Below are 19,183 nucleotides of genomic sequence, written 5' to 3'. Positions count from 1 at the left end.
CGTGGTTACTGTCGCGGCTCAGTCGAACAGCACGGCCGGATTCAGGTAGCCGGTCGGGTCGAACGCCGCCTTGATGGTGCGCATCGCGGCGATGTCGGCGGGTTCCCGCGACATCCCGAGGTAGGCGCGCTTGCGGCTGCCGATACCGTGCTCGGAGCTGACGTTGCCACCATGGGCGGCAATGAGTTTCATCATGGCCGCGTACAGGTGGCTCTCCTGCTCGGAACCGCAGCGCAGCACGTTGAGGTGCAGGTTGCCCTCACCGATATGGCCGAACAGGATCGGGATGGCATCCGGGGCATGCTCGGCGACCAGCGCGGCCGAGTCCTCAGCGAACGACGCGATGGCCGACAACGGCAGCGACACATCGAATTTCAGCGGCGGCCCGAACAGGCCCACGATCTCGGCGGTCGACTCGCGCACCTGCCAGAGCCGCTGCTGAGATCCCGCGTCTATTCCGACGGCAGGCTCACCGGCGAGTTCGGCGTCCTGGAGTGCGTCGGCCAGCCGCTCGGTCAGGTCGATATCGCCGGCCAGTTCGACCAACAGCAGCCAGTCACCGTCGACTGGTACCGGCACATCGAGATGGTCGGCGGCCAGGGTGGCGGCCCTGGCGTCGATCATCTCCAGGGCCGCCACCGATTCGGTGTCGCGCAGCACCCGGCCGGTAGCCACCAGCGCCTCGAGATCGGCGAACCCACAGACCGCGGTCACCCGATGCGCGGGTGTGGGGTGCAGGCGCAGGTCCAGCCCGGTGATCACCCCGAGCGTGCCTTCGGCGCCGACGAACAATGCCGCCAGGTCGTAACCGGTGTTGTCGGCCCTGACCTGGCTGTGCCGGTGCACCACCGAACCGTCCGGTAGTGCGACGTCCAGGCCGATCACCTGTTCGCCCATGTTCCCGTACCGCACGGTCCGCAAGCCGCCGGCATTCGTCGAGGCCATCCCGCCGACGGTCGCCGAGTCGCGGGCCGCCAGATCCACCCCGAACAGCAGGCCCGCCGCGGCGGCGGCGCGCTGCACAGCGGCCAGCGTCACCCCGGAGCCCACCCGAACCCGGCGCTCGGTCACGTCGATCTCGCCGATCTCGGTCAGCCGCTCGGTGGACAGCAGTACGTCGTCGTGTTCGGGCACAGTGCCCGCGACCAGGGAGGTGCGCCCGCCCTGGACGGTCACCGACACCCCGGCCGCACGGCATTCCCGCAGCACCGCGGCCACCTCGTCGGCCGAACCGGGCCGCACGAGAGCGCTGGCGGTGCCCCGGTAGCGCCCGGTGTAGTCGACACTGCGCCCGGCCAGGACGTCGGCGTCGGTGACGACATGTGCGCTGCCTACGATGGCCGCCAACTGCTGTGTCAGCGTTGTGCTCATAGCGAGGGTCTATCACACATGGCCAGGAATGCCCCCAGCTCCACCACGCCGTCGGGTGTCGAGGGCAGATAGTCGGTGAGCATTGCCGAGCGGACGATCACCGCCGCATACTTGGCCCGGCTCACCGCGACGTTGAGACGATTCCGGTTGAGCAGGAACGAGATTCCCCGGGGCACATCGGCGATCGACGAGGCCACCAGCGACACGAACACCAGCGGGGCCTGGCGGCCCTGGAACTTGTCGACCGTCCCGACCTGCACCTCGGCCAGCCCCGCCTCGTCGAGCAGCCGGCGCAGCAGCACCACCTGGGCGTTGTAGGGGGTCACGATCAAGACGTCGGGTGGGCCCAGCGGCCGGGTGCCGTGCTCGTCGGTCCACGTCGTGCCGAGCACCGCGGCGATCGCGGCGACAATCGCCACCGCCTCCTCGGGGCTTTCCGTCGAGTTACCGTCATGGTCGATCGCCAGCACGTGGACGCCCGGCTCCATCCCGTCGAGGCGGCGGGCCGCGGTGGTCGATTCCACCGAGTGCAGCCGCCCGTCGTAGCTCAGCCGCGACACCGCGGCACAGACTGACGGGTGCATCCGATACGAGCGGTCCAGGAAGTAGCCGAGTTGTTCGGGCAGCGTGTGCGCGCCGTCGACCAGCCAGCCCAGCGCCGAGGAGTCGACCGGCTCGGGGTGGGTGCCCTGGCTGACCTGGGGCAGCTGTTGGGGATCACCCAGCAGCAGCAGGTTGCGCGCTGCCGGGGCGACGGCGATGGTGTTGGCCAGACAGAATTGGCCGGCTTCCTCGATGACCAACAGGTCCAGGCTGGCCGCGGGGACACGGTTGCGGTTGGTGAAATCCCATGCGGTGCCGCCGATCACGCATCCTGCGTTGTCGGCGATGAACATCGGATAGGCCGATTCGCCGAGATCGGTCCACAGACCGCTGCCGCTGGGCTTCTTCGCGACGACGGCCGCATCCACCCCGGCGCCGATGATGTCCCGAAACAGGTTCTCCACCACCGCATGTGACTGTGCCACCACGCCGATGCGCCAGTGCTGGTCGTTGACCAGGCTGGCGATCACCCGGGCGGCGGTGTGCGTCTTGCCGGTGCCTGGCGGGCCGTGCACGGCGACGTACGAGCAGTCCAGCGCCCGCAGTGCGGCGGTGATGTCGGCGACGGTGTCACCGGTGCGTGGCAGCGGGCCGCCGGTACGCGGCGGGCGGCGCAGCAGCATGTCGATGACCGCCGAGTGAGGCAGTGCGGGAAGTCCGTTGGCGATCTCGGTGGCTGCAGCATCGAGTGACTCGCGCAGGGCCTTGGTGGAGAACGGCGGACCCGGGGTCAGCGCGAACGGCAGCCGGTCGTAGGTGCCGCCGGTCTTGGGCTCACGCTCGAACATCAGGATCTCGGTGGGTGCCGCCGGGTCGTCACACTCCAGGACGGTCACCGAGGCGTAGGCGCGGCGTTCCGGATCGTCGGACAACCCCGCCGGGGTGGGCGGATCGTAGAGCGCATACATGTCGCGGCTCAGCTCACCGGCGGCCATGGATCCGGTCAGCAGCAGCCGGCGCTGCGGCTTACGGGCCCGGGCCGGCAGGTGCCAGTCGGTGTCGATCGTCACCTCGTCGACCAGGAAAACGCCTGCGGTATCGCCCCATTCGTCGAGAGGACTGTTCAGCCGGTCGAAATGCCCCCACCAGAACGGCTTGTCCTCACGGCGGTGATACCCGCGGGCTGCCGCGACCATCGCGACGGCCCGCTGCTCGGGGGTGCGCGCGCTCACGTCGTCACCGGCGAATCGGGCCATCCGGATGGCGACCTCGTCGTCGACCTCCATCAGCGCGCCGTCGGAGACTGGCTGAGGGCCCTGCGGGGGGACACCGGATTCGAAGGCGCGCTGCAGCAGCCAGTCCCGCAGTTTGCGGGTGGAGCGGCAGTCGTAGAGGTTGTAGTCCTCGATCTCCTTGAGCACGGTGGCGGCTTCGTCGTCGCGGCCCTCGGCATGCAGCTCGCCGTAGCGGGCGTACATGGTGATCGAATCCGTCGCCGTCGTGACATCGCCGGTGCGCAGTTCCGAGCCCATGTACAGCGGTTCCAGCGACTTGAGGCTGTAGTTACCGGTGCCCACCCGAATGCTCTTGCGTACCAAGGGGTACAAGTCCACCAGCACACCGTTGCGCAGCAGATCGTCGACCTCGTCCTCACCTTCGCCGTACCGGCCGGCGAGCCGCAGCAGTGCCGTCTTCTCGTACGGTGCGTAGTGGTAGATGTGCATTTTCGGAAAACGCTTGCGCCGCTTGCGCACCATCGTCAGGAAGTCGCGCAGGGCCTTGCGTTCCGCGCCGCGGTCATGCGCCCACAGCGGCCGGAACTCTTGTTCGGCCCCCAGCACGCCGAACAGGTACTCCAGGCCCCAGTCCCGGCCGTCGGCCGTCCACAGCGGGTCACCCTCGAAGTCGAAGAACAGGTCGCCCTTGTCGTGATCGGGCAGCAGCATCAGCGGCTGCGGGTCGACCACCTCGTAGGGTGGCTTGCCGTCCTGGCGGGGTGCGATCTGCAGCCGGGCCTGGCTGCCCAGCGCGGTGACGGCGCGGGCGGGCAGATCCGGCACCGTGCCCTCGAATGCGGCCAGCTCTGTCATGGTGGTGATCCCGGCGTCGATCAGCCGGGCCCGCTGGCCGACCCGCATTCCGGCGACCAGCAGCAGGTCATCGGTGGCGCGCACTTGCTGTTCGCACTCCGGGCAGCGCATACAGGCGCGGACGGCCTCGTCGGTCCAGGAGACCGCCGCCCCGGCGGCGTAGTGGCGGTCCAGCAGCTGCTGCAGGGCGGCCCGCCGCAGCCGGTAGACGCCAAGCAGTTCGTCGACCCGGTAGCGCGCGGTGGTCTGGTTGCCCAGCACCAGCTCCACCTCGTCGTGTACCGGCACCCCGTCGGCATTCAGGGTCTCGGCGTAGGCGGCCAGCTGCAGCAGCGCCTCCACCTTCACCGAGCGCGCCAGCTTGGTGTCCCGCAGCCGATAGCGGTCGCCGTCGAGCACCAGGAAATCGGCGAATCCGGCGAATCGGCCGTCGAACATCGCCGCCTGGTAGATCACGGGTGCCCGCTGCTCGACGGCGCGGCGGGTGGCGTCGGTGGCCGCGGTCAGCCCGGCCAGCGAGTAGGCCGGCCGCCCGATGACGGCCACGTCGGCGCGCTCCCGTAGCGCGTCGAGATGGCGCTGCTCGTGGGCGTCACCGAGTTCGGCGGTACGGGCCAGCAGCTCGTCGGTACCCGAGACCGCCGGGCCCCGACCGAGTTTCGCGTCGAACGAGCGCAGCAGCGCGTACTCGCAGCGGGCGGCCGCGGCGAGGTCGGAGGCGCTGTAGACCACCAGGCCCTCGATGACGAACACAGCACCACTGTAGGCGTGCGGTCCGACAGGTCAGTGACGCGCCGAGGTCGACGAGATGGCGGGTTCCGCTCGCACTTCCTCACCCAATCGTCGGTTTGGGCGAGGTGGGGTAAGCAGGGCGTCGATTTCCTCGGCGGTCAGCGGCGGGGAGAAGTAGTTGCCCTGGCAGAAGGTGCAGCCCAAGGACCGCAGCCGGGCGATCTCCTCGGCGTTCTCGGCGCCCTCGGCGACCACCTCCATCCCGAGGCTGCGGGCCAGCACCACGATCGTCTTGACGATCTGCAGGCTCTCCATGTTCGTCTCCATCCGGGAGATGAACGAGCGGTCGATCTTGAGCACCTGCAACGGGAAGCGATGCAGATAGCTCAGACACGAGAAGCCGGTGCCGAAATCGTCCATGCTCAGCTGAATTCCCAACGCCCGCAACCGGTTCAACACATCCGCGGCGTACTCGGCGTCGTCCATCGTCATGGTCTCGGTGATCTCCAGGCGCAGCTGCTCGGGCTGCACACCGGTCTCGGTGAGGATGGCGCTGACCCGTTCCACCAGATCGGGCTGGGTGAACTGGCGCGGCGAGAGGTTCACCCCGACGGTCAATGACGGGCGGTCTCCGTGGCCGTCGTTCCAGCGGCGCGCGGCCAGACAGGCCTGGCGCAGCACCCACATTCCCAGCGGGACGATGAGCCCGGTCTCCTCGGCGATGCGGATGAACTCGTCGGGGTAGCGCAGCGTGGTCGGCGACGTGCGCCACCGCACCAGCGCCTCCACGCCGACCACCTGGTCATCGGCCAGCGATACCACCGGTTGGTAGTGCAATTCGAAGGCTTCGGCGCGCACCGCGGCCCGCAGTTCGGCCTGCAGATCCAACGTGCGGGTCGCCGAGGTCTGCATCCCGTCGTCGTACAACTCGGTGCGGCCCTTGCCCCGCGACTTCGCTTCGTACATCGCCATATCCGCGTGGCGGACCAGTTCGTCGGCCGAGCAGTGCTCGGCGGTACTCATGGCGATGCCGATGCTGGCGCTGGTGACCACCTCGTGGCCCTCGACGCGGAACGGGTTACCCAGCACCGCGTGGATGCGGTCGGCGATCGCGACGGCGTCCTGGCTGGTGGCCACCCCGCGCACCAGGATGGTGAACTCGTCACCGCCCATCCGTGCCAGCAGCGCTTCGGGCGTGGAGTCACCCGTGTGGCCGGTGAAGTCCTTGGCCCGGACCGAGGCCATCAGCCGGGCGCCGACCTGAGTGATCAGCGCATCGCCTGCCGCGTGGCCGAGGCTGTCGTTGACCAGTTTGAACCGTTCGAGGTCGATGAACATGACGCAGAACCCGGTGTTGCGGTCCAGGGATGACTCGCGGAACGCCTCGTCCACCTCGCGCAGGAAGTGCGGCCGGTTGGGCAGGCCGGTGAGGGCGTCGTGCAAGGCGTCGTGCATGCCGTCGTTGGCGCGGTCGCGTTCGATGACGCGGCCCAGTTGGGTGCCCGCTTGACGGATCATCCGGGTCAGCGCGGGGTCTTCGGGCATCGGGTTGGGGCCGAAGAACTCCAGCGCTGCCACTACATCCGGGCCGATCAGCAACGGAACCCCGAAGCCGGCCCGCAACCCACAGCGCAGTGCCGCCTCGCGGCGCACGAATCCCGACTTCACGAAGTCGTCGACCCAGACCGGTGCCGCCGCCGCCCACACTCGGCCGGGCAATCCTTCGCCTTCCGCGAAAATTGATCCCGCCGTGGCGGTTTGGAACTCCGTGAGATCAACTCCGGGGGCGCCGTACCAGATGTTGGACGGCCACATCCGCAGGGTCGGGCCGTGCCCGGCGACGATGTAGGCGTGTGCTGCCGACCATCCGGTGAACCGGCACATGTACTCCAGCGCATCCTTGAGCACTTCCTGGGCCGAACCACCCTGGTTGGCCATGATCGTGATCTGCGAGAGGAATTCGAGTTCGCGCTGCTTCTGGTAGAGGTCGCGCAACCCGTGCTCGGCAATGTCCTCGGCGGTGCGGCGAATCTTGACCTCGCGCTCCAGGCGACGGCGCAGCCGCGCGTTCTCCTGCGCCAGTTCGGTGGCCACGCTTCTCAGTTCGTCATCACCCCCGGTGTCCACGGTGCCCCTTATGCCGCCGCGACCGCGACCAGACAGCGGCTGGAACCGTGGTGCATGCACTCGACGTGCTCGACCGTCAGCGCCTCGCCGTAGTGGTCACCTGACCCGAGGATGAAGCCGTGGGCCAGGCCGCACAGCCGCCGTGGGGATCGGTATCCGATCAGCAGTGATCCGTCCGCGGGTGAGGTGAACTCGAAATGCGGGCAGTAGGCGCCGGTGTAGAGCTTGCGGACCTCGGGGTGGATCACGTCGTTGAGACTGCGCAGGAAGGGGATCGTGTGCTCGTGGGCGGTGAAATAGTCGGGCCAGCGTTTCACCATGTGCGGGATGGCATGGCGGCCGAACCAGCGCAACACCTCGTCGTCGGGCAGTTCCAGCGCCGCCCCGGCAGCCGATACCAACCGGGTCATGTCCCGGTCGTCGTAGCTGCCCAGCGACGTGTAGACGCCGTCCGAGTGGGCGGCATCCAACAGGTCATCCCAGGTCTGGTCGCCGTAGCTGTCGACCACGACCTCCTCCAGCAAATTGAAGATGACGCCCTTCACGGACCCTCCGATACCGGGCTGCTTCCTTAACCCGATAGCCAATCTACGCCACGAGATCTGTTTGCCACAGCTTTTGATTCACACCGAAGGGCCAGGAAAAACCGGCAAAAGGTCAAATCGGGGCGAATGCTGGCGTCAGCCGGCGTTGCCGATCAGCTCCACGCCGGCGCCATTCCAGCGGAACTTGACCACGCTCTGCAGGCCGAGTGGGTTGAGGTACACCAGCGCGACGGTGTCACCCGTGCTCTGGTTGGCGTCGACGGCGTTGAAGCCGAACGTGTCGGGCACCCCGGTCGGGATGTATTTGCCGAGGTGGAACATCACCGCGCGGGTGTTCGGGTTCTCGGCGTTGGTATTGGCCTTGACGATCACCGCCGACAGCTGGGCGCACTCGTTGAAGTTGCCGGCGATCGGTTCCGGGTTCCAGGCCTGGCCGCTGCGTGGGTCGCGCGGAAGTTCGGACACAGCCTGTGCGATGGCGGGCGCGGCCAGGTTGACCGCGCACGGGTCGGGCGGTGGCGCAGTGGTCGGTGCGGGCGGCGCCGGTGCCGGCGTACTCGGTGGTGGGGCGGTCGACGACGCCGCTGAAGGGGGCTCGGTGGGCCCGGGAGTCTTGGCCACCGTCGAGTCCCCGGAGCCGCAACCGGCCAGCACCAGGGCCGCCGCAGGTATCACCAACCGATGCCACACATCCGCCGACGGTACCGGCCTGCGCTGCATGAAGGGGGTTTCGCCGCGCTCGGGCATTAGACTGCAGGTCAATGACACTCCCGGAAGACGCCGGATCCGACTCCGCCGTTAGCTCGCCCCAGACTTTCGCCGACCTGCAGATTCACCCCGCCGTGCTGCAGGCAGTCTCCGACGTCGGCTACGAGACGCCCTCGGCCATCCAGGCGGAAACCATCCCGGCGTTGCTCGCCGGCGCCGACGTCGTCGGCCTGGCCCAGACCGGCACCGGCAAGACGGCGGCCTTCGCCATCCCGATCCTGTCCAAGATCGACACCGACAGCCGCACCACCCAGGCGCTGGTGCTGGCCCCGACCCGCGAGCTGGCGCTGCAGGTCGCCGAGGCGTTCAGCCGCTACGGCGCGCATCTGAAGGTCAACGTGCTGCCCATTTACGGCGGCTCGTCGTATGTGCCGCAGTTGGCCGGCCTCAAGCGCGGCGCGCAGATCGTCGTCGGCACGCCCGGGCGTGTCATCGACCATCTGGAGAAGGGCAGCCTGGACCTGTCCCACCTGGACTACCTGGTGCTCGACGAAGCCGACGAGATGCTGCAGATGGGCTTCGCCGAGGACGTCGAACGCATCCTCGCCGACACCCCGGAGTACAAGCAGGTCGCGCTGTTCTCGGCCACCATGCCGCCGGCCATCCGCAAGATCACCTCGAAATACCTGCATGATCCGGTCGAGGTCACCGTCAAGGCCAAGACCCAGACCGCCGAGAACATCACCCAGCGCTATTTCCTGGTGTCCTATCCGCGCAAGATGGACGCGCTGACCCGGCTGCTCGAGGTCGAGCAGGGCGACGCGATGATCGTGTTCGTCCGCACCAAGCAGGCCACCGAGGAGGTCGCCGAGAAGCTGCGCGCCCGCGGGTTCGCGGCGGCGGCGATCAACGGCGACATTCCGCAGGCCGTGCGCGAGCGGACGATCAGCCAGCTCAAGGACGGCACGATCGACATCCTGGTCGCCACCGACGTGGCCGCCCGCGGCCTGGATGTCGAGCGCATCTCGCATGTGGTGAACTTCGACATTCCGCACGACCCCGAGTCCTATGTGCACCGCATCGGGCGTACCGGTCGCGCCGGGCGTTCCGGCACCGCACTGCTGTTCGTCACTCCGCGGGAACGTCACCTGCTCAACTCGATCGAACGGGTCACCCGCAAGAAACTGATCGAGGACCAGCTGCCCAGCGTCGAGGACGTCAACGCCCAGCGGGTGCAGAAGTTCCGCGACTCGATCACCGATGCGCTCAATGCGCCGGGGTTCGAGATGTTCCGCCGGCTGATCGAAGACTACGAGCGCGACAATGACGTGCCGATGGTCGATATCGCCGCGGCGCTGGCCCTGCAGTCGCGCGACGGTGCGGAGTTCCTGCTGACCGAGCCGCCGCCGGAAAAGCATCGCGAACGTCCGGAGCGTCCGGAGCGGGAACGCGACCGCGCGCCCCGCAAGACCCGTGACGACCTGGCCACCTACCGCATCGCGGTGGGCAAGCGGCACAAGGTGAACCCCGGTGCGATCGTCGGCGCCATTGCCAACGAGGGCGGCCTGCACCGCAGCGACTTCGGCCACATCAGCATCAAGGTCGACCATTCGCTCGTCGAACTGCCCGCCAGGCTTCCCAAGGAGACCTGGAAGAAATTGGAGAACACCCGCATTCAGGGTGTGCTGATCGATTTGAAGCCCGACCGCGGTGGGCATTCGTATGATTCGCGTCCCTCCGGCGGGAAGCCCCGGCGCAAGCACACATGACCGCGTCCCGCGAGGTCGACCAGGGCGGGTTGGAGGCGGTCTCGACCGTAGACCGGGTGGCCTCGCTGACCGGTGTTCGTGCCGTGGCGGCCCTGCTGGTGCTGGGTACCCACGCCGCCTACACCACCGGCAAGTACACCCATGGCTTTGTCGGGCTGGTGTATTCGCGGATGGAGATCGGGGTGCCGATCTTCTTCGTGCTGTCCGGTTACCTGTTGTTCGGTCCGTGGGTGCGGGCAGCGGCCGGCGGGACGGACGCGCCCTCGATCGGGCGCTACGCATGGCACCGGGTGCGGCGCATCATGCCCGCCTATGTCATCACCGTGCTGGCGGCTTTCCTGATCTACCACTTCCGCGACGGCGGTCCCAACCCCGGCCACACCTGGGTGGGGCTGCTGCGCAACCTCACCCTGACCCAGATCTACACCAACAATTACGCGTTCAATGGCTATCTGCACCAAGGGCTTACGCAGATGTGGAGCCTGGCCGTCGAGGTGTCGTTCTACGTGGCGTTGCCGGTCCTGGCCTGGCTGCTGCTGGTGGTGGTGTGCCGCAGGCGGTGGCGCCCAGGGCTGCTGCTGACCGGGCTGGCCGGGCTGGCGTTGATCAGTCCGTTGTGGATGCTGGTGGTACACAGCACCCACTTCCTGCCCGACGGCGCCCGGCTGTGGTTGCCCGGCTACCTGGCCTGGTTCGTCGGTGGGATGCTGCTGGCGGTGTTGGCGGCCATGGGGATTCGGATGTACGGCTTCGTCGCCGTACCGTTGGCGGTGATCTGCTATCTGATCGCCTCGACGCCGATCGCGGGGGAACCGACGACGTCACCGACCGGTGTTGGTGAGGCTCTGGTGAAGACGGCGTTCTACGCGGTGATCGCCACGCTGGTGGTCGCACCGCTGGCGCTGGGCAACCGGGGCTGGTACGCGCGGCTGCTGGCCACCCGGCCGATGGTGTGGCTTGGCGAGATCTCCTACGAGATCTTCCTGGTGCACCTGGTGGTCATGGAGATCGCGATGGTCGAGGTGCTGGGTTGGCCGGTCTATACCGGTTCGGCGCCGGTGCTGTTCGTCGTGACGCTGGTCCTGACGATCCCGGTGGCGTGGCTGCTGCACCGGTTCACCCGGGTGCGCACCTAGGTGGTGGGCGGTGGGGGCTGGCTAGCTCCACTGGGAAAGAGCGCGGGCGCGCCGCAGGACTGCCTCGTCCACCATGCGGCCGTCGCGGCCGCGCCGCGCACCGTGGGTGCTCGATTTCTCCGACTCGAGTAGTTCACGGGCCCATGCGATGTCATCCGCGCTGGGGGTGAACACCTCCTGCGCGACGGCCACCTGCGCGGGGTGGATGCAGGCTCGCCCGACGAAGCCCATTCTGGCGAGCGCCTCAGTGGTCGCCCGAAAATGGGCGAGGTCGTCGATGACGGCGTCCACTGGCGCAACGGGAGGGGAGATCTGAGCTGCCCGACTCGCCAGCACCACCATCGACCGGCTGTGGTGCAGTTCTGCGCCATCGGCTCCCGGGGAGGCTCCGATGTCGGCGGCGAGATCAAGTTCCCCTAGGTGGAGCACCTCCACCCGCGGTGCCGCGGCGATCTCCCTGACTGCCAGTACGCCGGCGGCCGATTCGATGAGTGGCGCCAGCCGGAGCGGTGAACCGATCCCGCTCAATTGGTCGGCGACCTCTTCGACATCGCCCGGAGAGTCAGCTTTGGCCAGTACCAGCCCAGTCACGTGCGGTGCATCGGCGATCGCCCGAATGTCGTCATTGCGCTCAGGTCCGGCGTTGACACGGATCCACACCGGAGTGTGGGTCGAGCCGAGTCCGGCAAGCCAGTCGGCCACGTTGCGTCGCGCATCGGCCTTGGACGCCGAAGGCACGGCGTCCTCGAGGTCGACGATCAGCGCGTCAGCTCCCCGAGACATGGCCTTGGCCAACCGATCCGGGCGATCACCGGGGACGTAGAGGTAGCTCCTGATGTGGTTCATCGGGTGTCCCCGGCAGGCAAGGACCGGACTACGACGGTCACGAGTCACATCCTTTCGTGCACGGTCGTCGCTTCGGGCGGTGTGGCGTCCCGGCCCCTGCTGCGCCCGTCAGGCCAGAAAGCTGAATGCTCCACCGTTGCCAACCTTCATCCCAACTCCCTTGAGGCGCAGGAACTCTTCGATGCCTCGGCGGCCGCCTTCCTTACCCATACCGCTCAGTCCGAACCCGCCGAAGGGGCGGTTGACGAGCAGGTTCTGCGAGCCGTTGACGAGGATCTCACCCGCAACCAATTCATCGGCGACCCGATGCGCCCGGGCAACATCCCGGGTGCTGATGTAGGCGGCTAGGCCGTAGGCTGTGCCGTTGGCGATGGCGATCGCTTCTTCCTCGGTGTCGAAGGGCGTTACTGCCAAGACCGGACCGAACACCTCGTGCTGGGCGAGATGTGACGATGGGTCGACGTCGGCGAAGATCGTGGGCTCGATGTAGTAGCCCGTCGCCAATTCACCACCGACGCGGTTACCGCCGGTGACGAGCCGGGCCCCGTCGTTCTTGGCTTGTTCGATCGTTGCCAGGATGCGATCGACCGCGGCCGCATTGATAACCGGCCCGACCACGTTTCCGGGTGTCCAGGGATCGCCGATCGGGAAGCTCTTTGCGACTGCTGCAACGCGTTCGATCACCTCGTCGTAGATCGGACGCTGAACAAGCAGACGGGTGGGGAACGTACATCCCTGTCCTGAGAGGAAGCCGACGGACATCATGGCGGCATGCGGGCAGGTGATGTCGAGGTCGGCATCCTCGAACACGAGATTGGCCGACTTTCCGCCGAGTTCCAGGACCGCAGGCTTCATGGACGTCGCGCACGATTGGAGGATGCGTTGGCCGGTGGCGGTGCCTCCGGTGAAGGTGACCTTCTTGACCAACGGGTGATCGACCAGGGCCTGACCAGCCTCGGCGGCGCCCGGCAGAATGTTCACGACCCCTGGTGGGAAGCCGGCCTCTTTCACGATTCTGGCGAAGACCTCGGCTCCGAAGGGACCGACCTCCGGCGGCTTGATGACGACCGTGTTGCCGGCCGCGAGTGCGGCTGGAACCTTCATGCCGATCGAACCGATGGGGCCATTCCACGTGAGGATCACCCCGACGACGCCGTAGGGCTGTCCGAGTGTGTAGGAGAACTCGCCACCTGCCATCGGCGAGGCAACCACTTCGCTGGTCAGCTTGTCGGCCCAACCGGCGTAGTACCTGATCCAGTCGGACACCATCGGTACCACCGGCATGTACGGCATGGCGCAGTCGAGTGTGACCGTACGCCCAAATTCGGCTTGGTTCTCCTCGAACAGGTCGGCAAGGCGAAGGAGTAGTCGACGCTTCTCGGTGGCAGGCACCCGACGCCAGCTCAGGTAGGCCTCGTGTGCGGCCCGCACCGCGGCATCGACATCGGCCGCGCCGGCGAGCGGGATCTCCGCGTGCACTTGCCCGGTAACCGGGTCATGGCGTTGGAACGTGCCGCCGGTACCCCGGTCCAACACCCGCTCACCAATGTGCAGGTGCACGGGTATCGGAGACCGGTCGACCTCTGCGGTGGCGGTCATTGCTTCAGTGGCCACGGAACACTCCTGGGATTGGGTCGGAAACTGACTGGCGCCCCACGGTGGCGCCGATGTAAACGTCTGCGCTGTATGCACTCAGGCCGTGGGCCCTCGCTGCCGAGCGATCCCTGACCGCGCCGAGCAAGCTTGTTCGCGACGAGAACTACTGGTAGCCAACGGATGCTGGTGCACATCCGAGTGGGACGCTAACACCCCGCACACCGCGCGGACAATGGGTAATGCGTTAGAAGATATCTCCTTGTTCGACGCGGCTCAGCGACCACCAGAGGTCAACCGCGTCGGCGCGATCCGAGCACCGGTAGCGGTCTAGCGGCCTTCCAGAACCAGTAATATACACCGTAACGTGACCCGTCGGATAGAGATATCGGGCTCGGATCACGCTGGATATCTGTTGAGCCACCTCCGACGACTGGGCACTCTCTTTGCTATTTCGTTGTGCAGCAGTCGAATCACGCGCGCCATCTCCAAGTTGAAGGCCCCTCAGCGGTAGGCGTTCAGTCTCGCGATGGTGGCAACTCTTCCGTCGGCGCCCCTGGCGCGCGCGTCGATCACTGCACTTCGGCGACCCTTGTGGATCACCGAAGCCTCGTACATGGCCTCGGCCCGGTTCCGTTCGGAACCCGCCAGCGCTGCGAGAAAGTGCACCGTCATTGAAGACGTCCGAAACTGCGGCACCTGACCAGCATTCACCGCGGTTGTTCCGGCGAGTTCGAGGGCGGCGGCGACCACTCCGCCATGGACTGTGCCAATGACGTTGGTCAACAGCGGATTCCACTCCTGAGCTAGGACAGCCGCTCCGTCGCCAACTGACCGCAGGGACAAGGCGAGCCGTTGTGACAATGCGCGTCGGGTGCCCGTGTCGTCATCGCTGAATGGTGGTGGCGGGGTCTGCGGAACCACGCCTGCCGGAATCGTCAGCGAGCGAACCGAACCCTCTCCGAGCAGCGTCGAACCTGCGTAGATCTGGCACCTCGAGAGTGCCATCGAATCGTCTGCCCGAATGAGCCCCGCTGTGGCACGGACGGATTTCGCCAGCGCCCAGTCGACGCCCGGTGTCATGATGAGGCTCAGTTCCGTGGATACGGTCCAGAATTTCTGCTCGTACGGCAGGTGGTTCACCGTGCCGCCCACGGCATCGACCAGGACAGCCAACGGAGCCAGCGTCGGCTCCTCGGTTTCCGGATCCCAAAGTCCCGTCAGCGGCATTTCCATGGTGGCCAACGAATTCCGTCGATCGATGGACGTCCGCTGTATTCCGAACCGACACTGTACGGTGCTGAGCTTGTCGAGGTCATTGCTCGCTTCATGAGTCTCGGTCATCGTGTGTCACGAAACCTCGATCACCATGGCCGCCCCCATACCGCCACCCGCGCACATGGACACAACTCCGACTCCGCCGCCGCGACGGCGGAGCTCGTAAATGGATGAGGCCACCATGCGAGCTCCGGTGGCGGCAATCGGGTGACCGAGGCTGATTCCGGAGCCGTAGACGTTGACCATCTCTTCGTCCAGATCGAGTGCTCTGGTACAGGCGACGGCCTGGGCGGCAAAGGCCTCGTTGATCTCGAAGACGCTCACGTCCTTCAGGGTGAGCCCGGCCAGCGCGAGTGCCTTCGGGATGGCTTCGATCGGCCCGCTCCCGGTGCGATTGGGAGCAACGCCCACCTGAGCCCACGACAGGACGTGCGCGAGCGCTTCAGGATGATCCGCGCCGGCCAGGGCGACTACTGCCGCGGCATCGTTCATGCCGGACGAATTGCCTGCGGTGACGCTGAAGTCGGGGATCTCCGGGTGCAGCACTTTCAGACCGCCGAGGGCCTCCATGGTGGTGCCTGGTCGGGGGTGCTCGTCGGCGCTGAACCAGACTGTGGATCCGTCGGCCTGCGGCACCTCGACGGGCACGATCTCCTCCGCAAAGAACCCGTCTTCGCGCGCTCTGACCGCTCGCTGGTGGCTGCGAACCGCCCACTCGTCTTGATCACTTCGCGAGATTCCATATTGCACATTGCAGTTGTGGGCCACGGTGATCGACATGTCCATGGCCGGTGCATCAGGGGTCGGCGGATGAGAGAAGGAGAGCCATGGGTCGTCGTATTCGTCGACCGTGAACGGTTTACGCTTCCGCACGACTGGCGTCGTCGACAGCGATTCCATGCCGCCTGCGAGCACTGCCGAACTCATACCCGAGGCGATCTGCGCGGCCCCGATGGCCACCGCGGACAAACTCGACGCACACTGCCGGTTTACTGCCAGACCCGGGATAGCGGTGAGACCCAGGTCGACCGCGATGTAGCGGGCTGAGTCGCCCCCGCCCTGCATGACTTCGGCGAGGACGAAGTCGTCGATCTCGGCGGAGGACAGGCCGGACCGTTCGATGACGGCCGACACCACCGGTTTTGCGATCTCCGCGGCCGGCATGTTGGCCAGCGTGCCCTTGCGCGCAGTACCGATTGCGCTGCGGCCGACGGCGAGTATGGATGCTTTGGATCGTTGTGACACGTCACTCCCACGGTTCGATCTTGTCAACGCGTTAAGCGGTCGCCGACAGACTATACGCTATACAGTATCCTTTATAGGGGTCGCCCTGGCTGGATCGCATCTTCCGCGGTGCCCCGATGGGACGAGCCTGTCAGCGGTGTCGGGGCTAGTGGTCCTTGGCTTCGCCGATGACGGGTTGAGTCGTGAGTCCGGACGTGTCGACACCGTGCCAGAACGCTTCCCACTTCGGTGAGCTCTCGGGGAGCGACGGCCGCGGCGGAGCTGACTGCCAATCGTGGAAGGCGACGGACTGAGGTCGGTCCAGTACGTCGGCTTCGTACCAATGGTGGTCGCGCCGCGCGCTGAAGTGCCAGGCGCCGTTGACCTTTCGGTACTCGTCGTCGTACCGCACCGGAATCACGACCCAGCGCTGGCCTACTTCGTGCTCGGCCCGGCAATACACGTTTCCGATCGCCCGGTCTTCGTCCTGGAGAATCACCCGGTGGCCGCAGATCAGGTGGATGGACCGGTAGAACAGTCGCAGCTGGGGTTCGAGGACCGCGCGTAGCTCATCACGGCCCGAGCGACCCCGGCCCACCCGGACGTCGGGCACGAATAGCTCTAGCAACTGGTCGATGTCACGGGCGTCTACCGCAGTCGCGTATCGGACGGCGAGCTGCTGGATCTCGAGCTGGTCCTCGAGTACCTGAATCCGCTTGGCAAGATCGTGGTTCGGTGCCTGGGTCATGATTCCTCCGTCGCAATGGCCGACATGTTGATCAGCCTCTCGTCGTCTCGACGGTACGTGACTTCGGGGTCGCTACCGGCGAGTCCGTTCCGAAGTGACGTCGCAGGCTGTTGTACACCCTTTTGAGGCTACTAATTAACGAGGCAACCATATCAGTGCACTTATTGGATCGGTTTGATCGCTTCCGAGATCAAGCTCGCGTCGCGCAGGACCGGCTGGCATTGGGAGCTGACGAATAGCTATGGCACAGTGGCTTTCGCCGCGCTGGCGTGCTGTTCTGTCGATCGTCGGACCCGCTGATGTCGGGTGACAACCGCCCTGTGTTGACGGTTCGGCGAATATGTACACGTATCCCCGGAGCCATTGTTGGCCGCCACGATACCCATTCCAGTCGTCCAATATGGCAATTCCCTAGCCTCGATTTTGGGGGCGGAATTAGGCCACGATAATTGTGGATCAATGAGCAAACAGAGATTCCCGGTGGCTGTCCTGAGATCGTTTGACTCAGGACAGGGCAACCCAAATAGCCTCGGAGAGACCACTTCCGTACCAGGTCAACACCCCTCATGAGAGAGCGTCGGACTGCCCCGTGGAAGACTCGGGTCGCGAGCGGCGCACGTTGGCAAGCGTGGTTGAAAATGCGTGCTCAATGGCCGACCACCTGCGGTAATCGATGAGCGATCTGCTATTCGACGGAACCTTGCTGGCGATTCCCTTTATAGTGTACTCTTCAGCCGCAATGCGACCTGGAGCACACCATCTGTCGAGGGTGATCCAGGTCATGGTGGTGCTACAGCAGAAGGACAACGTGCTGATGTCAGGTACTTGTGAGCGGGCCTGTCCATGTCGATGACGGTGCCTGCCACTGCGCTCAAGCCCGTGCGAGCGGTCGGTGAGTTCTTCGCCATGACGCTCGACACTCTGGTGGCGATTCCGAGACGACCCTTCGCCTTCCGAGAGTTCGTTCTCCAGACCTGGTTCGTCGCCCGCGTCTCGTTGTTGCCGACGACTCTGCTGGCCATCCCGTTCACGACGTTGGTCGTGTTCATGCTCAACATTCTCTTGGGCGAGGTCGGCGCGCGTGACGGCTCCGGGGCGGCCGCAGCGATTGCTTCGGTCAATCAGATTGGTCCGATCGTGACGGTCGTCGTGGTTGCAGGTGCTGCAGCCACTGCGATGTGTGCGGACCTGGGGTCGCGGACGATCAGGGAGGAACTGGATGCGATGCGAGTGCTTGGCATCGATCCGATTCAGCGGCTGGTGGTTCCCCGGGTGTTGGCCGGCACTCTGGTCGCGGTGATGCTCAATGCGGTGGTGACCATGGTCGGTCTCGTCGGCTCCTTCTTGTTCTCGGTGTTCGTCCAGCACGTCACTCCGGGCGCCTTCGCCGCAAGCCTGACGATCCTGGTCGGTCTGCCCGATGTGATTGTGGCGATGGTCAAGGCGTTGATGTTCGGGTTGGCTGCCAGCCTGGTGGCTTGCTACAAGGGTATTTCGGTGGGCGGCGGTGCTCAGGGCGTCGGCAACGCGGTCAATGAAACGGTGGTCTACACGTTCATGGCTCTCTTTGTTATCAACGTGCTCGCCACGGTAATCGGCATCAAGGTCACCGCACGATGAGCGCCGGATCTCCGAGCCGCCGATTCGGGCGAGTCGAGCGGTGGGGTAAGAGCCTCGCCAAGGACTGGAACAATCTGGGCAAGCAAGCCCAGTTCTACGCGAAGACAATGACTTCCATCGGCGACGTCGTTGTGAACTACCGTATCGAGTTGATCCGGGCGATCGCGGGAATGAGCCTGGGGACCGGTGCATTGCTACTCATCGGCGGCACTGTGGTCATCGTCGCCTTCCTGACGATGTTCGCCGGCGCGGTGACCGCGGTACAGGGTTACAACTCACTGCTGACGGTCGGGCTCGACGCACTCACGGGATTTACTGCGGCTTTTGTCAATACGCGGCTGTCTGCACCGCTGATCGCCACGGTCGGCCTGGCCGCCACAATCGGCGCGGGTGCAACGGCTCAGATCGGGGCGATGAGGATCAACGAGGAGATCGACGCACTCGAGGTGATTGGAGTGCGTTCCATTGCCTACCTTGCCTCGAGCAGGGTCCTGGCCGGGGTGATCGTCGTCATTCCGTTGTTCTGCGTCTCAGTGCTCACGTCCTACTGGGCGGCGAAATTCACCACCATCCTGTACGGGCAATCTCCTGGTGTGTACAACCACTACTTCAACACCTTTCTCAATCCTGTCGACCTGCTGTGGTCCTTCGCGGTGGTCATCGTGTCGGCCGTCATCGTCATGCTGGTGCACACGTACTACGGCTACAACGCGACCGGTGGCCCAGCCGGGGTGGGTGAGGCCGTTGGTCGGGCGGTGCGTACCTCGCTCGTCTTCGCTGTGTTTGCGAATCTCTTCGTGTCGCTGGCTATTTACGGCCCCACCGGCAACTTCCACTTCTCCGGGTGATCGGC

At 65.9% G+C, this 19,183-nt stretch carries 14 protein-coding genes; 4 read left to right on the top strand and 10 right to left on the bottom strand.

Annotated features, from left to right (window positions below):
- Positions 1-18: 18 nt before the first annotated feature.
- From G6N35_RS12355 to G6N35_RS12335, 5 genes are all read right to left on the bottom strand, one after another.
- Positions 19-1,371, bottom strand: a complete 1,353-nt coding sequence (locus G6N35_RS12355; RefSeq protein WP_163804510.1) for an FAD-binding oxidoreductase — start codon at positions 1,369-1,371, stop codon at positions 19-21.
- A complete protein-coding gene (locus tag G6N35_RS12350) occupies positions 1,368-4,757 on the bottom strand; it encodes a TM0106 family RecB-like putative nuclease (protein WP_163804509.1) in 3,390 nt (1,129 codons plus the stop codon). Before G6N35_RS12350 ends, G6N35_RS12355 begins: the two co-directional genes overlap by 4 nt.
- A 30-nt stretch (positions 4,758-4,787) precedes the next feature.
- Entirely contained in the window at positions 4,788-6,863 is a 2,076-nt protein-coding gene (locus G6N35_RS12345) for a putative bifunctional diguanylate cyclase/phosphodiesterase (RefSeq protein WP_163804508.1), read from the bottom strand.
- Between the two features lie 8 nt (positions 6,864-6,871).
- Positions 6,872-7,408: a heme NO-binding domain-containing protein gene (locus G6N35_RS12340; protein ID WP_163804507.1), complete on the bottom strand. Its 537-nt coding sequence runs from the start codon at positions 7,406-7,408 to the stop codon at positions 6,872-6,874.
- 135 nt (positions 7,409-7,543) lie between these two features.
- Entirely contained in the window at positions 7,544-8,128 is a 585-nt protein-coding gene (locus tag G6N35_RS12335) for an LppP/LprE family lipoprotein (protein WP_163807641.1), read from the bottom strand.
- A 41-nt stretch (positions 8,129-8,169) separates the two neighbouring features.
- Between G6N35_RS12335 and G6N35_RS12330 the strand changes: the two genes are divergently transcribed.
- Both G6N35_RS12330 and G6N35_RS12325 read left to right on the top strand, forming a co-directional pair.
- Positions 8,170-9,885 carry a DEAD/DEAH box helicase gene (locus G6N35_RS12330; protein ID WP_163804506.1) on the top strand — a complete coding sequence of 572 codons (1,716 nt, stop codon included), beginning with the start codon at positions 8,170-8,172 and terminating at the stop codon, positions 9,883-9,885.
- A complete protein-coding gene (locus tag G6N35_RS12325) occupies positions 9,882-11,021 on the top strand; it encodes an acyltransferase family protein (RefSeq protein ID WP_163804505.1) in 1,140 nt (379 codons plus the stop codon). Before G6N35_RS12330 ends, G6N35_RS12325 begins: the two co-directional genes overlap by 4 nt.
- A gap of 21 nt (positions 11,022-11,042) precedes the next feature.
- Here the strand turns inward: G6N35_RS12325 and G6N35_RS12320 are convergent, their stop codons facing one another.
- The 5 genes from G6N35_RS12320 to G6N35_RS12300 form a co-directional block, all read right to left on the bottom strand.
- Positions 11,043-11,867, bottom strand: coding sequence for an HpcH/HpaI aldolase/citrate lyase family protein (locus G6N35_RS12320; protein WP_163804504.1), 825 nt, complete (start codon positions 11,865-11,867; stop codon positions 11,043-11,045).
- A 108-nt stretch (positions 11,868-11,975) separates the two neighbouring features.
- Positions 11,976-13,481 (bottom strand): aldehyde dehydrogenase family protein, encoded by a 1,506-nt coding sequence (locus tag G6N35_RS12315; RefSeq protein WP_322790600.1) that lies wholly within the window; start codon positions 13,479-13,481, stop codon positions 11,976-11,978.
- A 483-nt stretch (positions 13,482-13,964) separates the two neighbouring features.
- Entirely contained in the window at positions 13,965-14,696 is a 732-nt protein-coding gene (locus G6N35_RS12310; protein ID WP_220098505.1) for a PaaI family thioesterase, read from the bottom strand.
- A 114-nt stretch (positions 14,697-14,810) separates the two neighbouring features.
- The gene (locus tag G6N35_RS12305; protein ID WP_163804502.1) at positions 14,811-15,983 is read right to left on the bottom strand and encodes a thiolase family protein; all 1,173 of its coding nucleotides are present in this window, start codon (positions 15,981-15,983) and stop codon (positions 14,811-14,813) included.
- Positions 15,984-16,128: 145 nt separating this feature from the next.
- Complete coding sequence (locus G6N35_RS12300) at positions 16,129-16,710, bottom strand: nuclear transport factor 2 family protein (RefSeq protein WP_163804501.1); 582 nt, start codon at positions 16,708-16,710, stop codon at positions 16,129-16,131.
- Positions 16,711-17,559: 849 nt separating this feature from the next.
- Here G6N35_RS12300 and G6N35_RS12295 point away from each other — a divergent pair.
- Together G6N35_RS12295 and G6N35_RS12290 are read left to right on the top strand one after the other, a co-directional pair.
- Entirely contained in the window at positions 17,560-18,330 is a 771-nt protein-coding gene (locus G6N35_RS12295) for an MlaE family ABC transporter permease (RefSeq protein ID WP_407664619.1), read from the top strand.
- Entirely contained in the window at positions 18,327-19,178 is an 852-nt protein-coding gene (locus G6N35_RS12290) for an ABC transporter permease (protein WP_163804500.1), read from the top strand. The genes G6N35_RS12295 and G6N35_RS12290 overlap by 4 nt, the downstream gene beginning before the upstream one ends.
- Positions 19,179-19,183: the final 5 nt, after the last annotated feature.

It is taken from the genome of Mycolicibacterium anyangense (assembly GCF_010731855.1).
GTDB lineage: Bacteria > Actinomycetota > Actinomycetes > Mycobacteriales > Mycobacteriaceae > Mycobacterium > Mycobacterium anyangense.
This window is presented reverse-complemented; position numbering and strand designations above follow the sequence as displayed.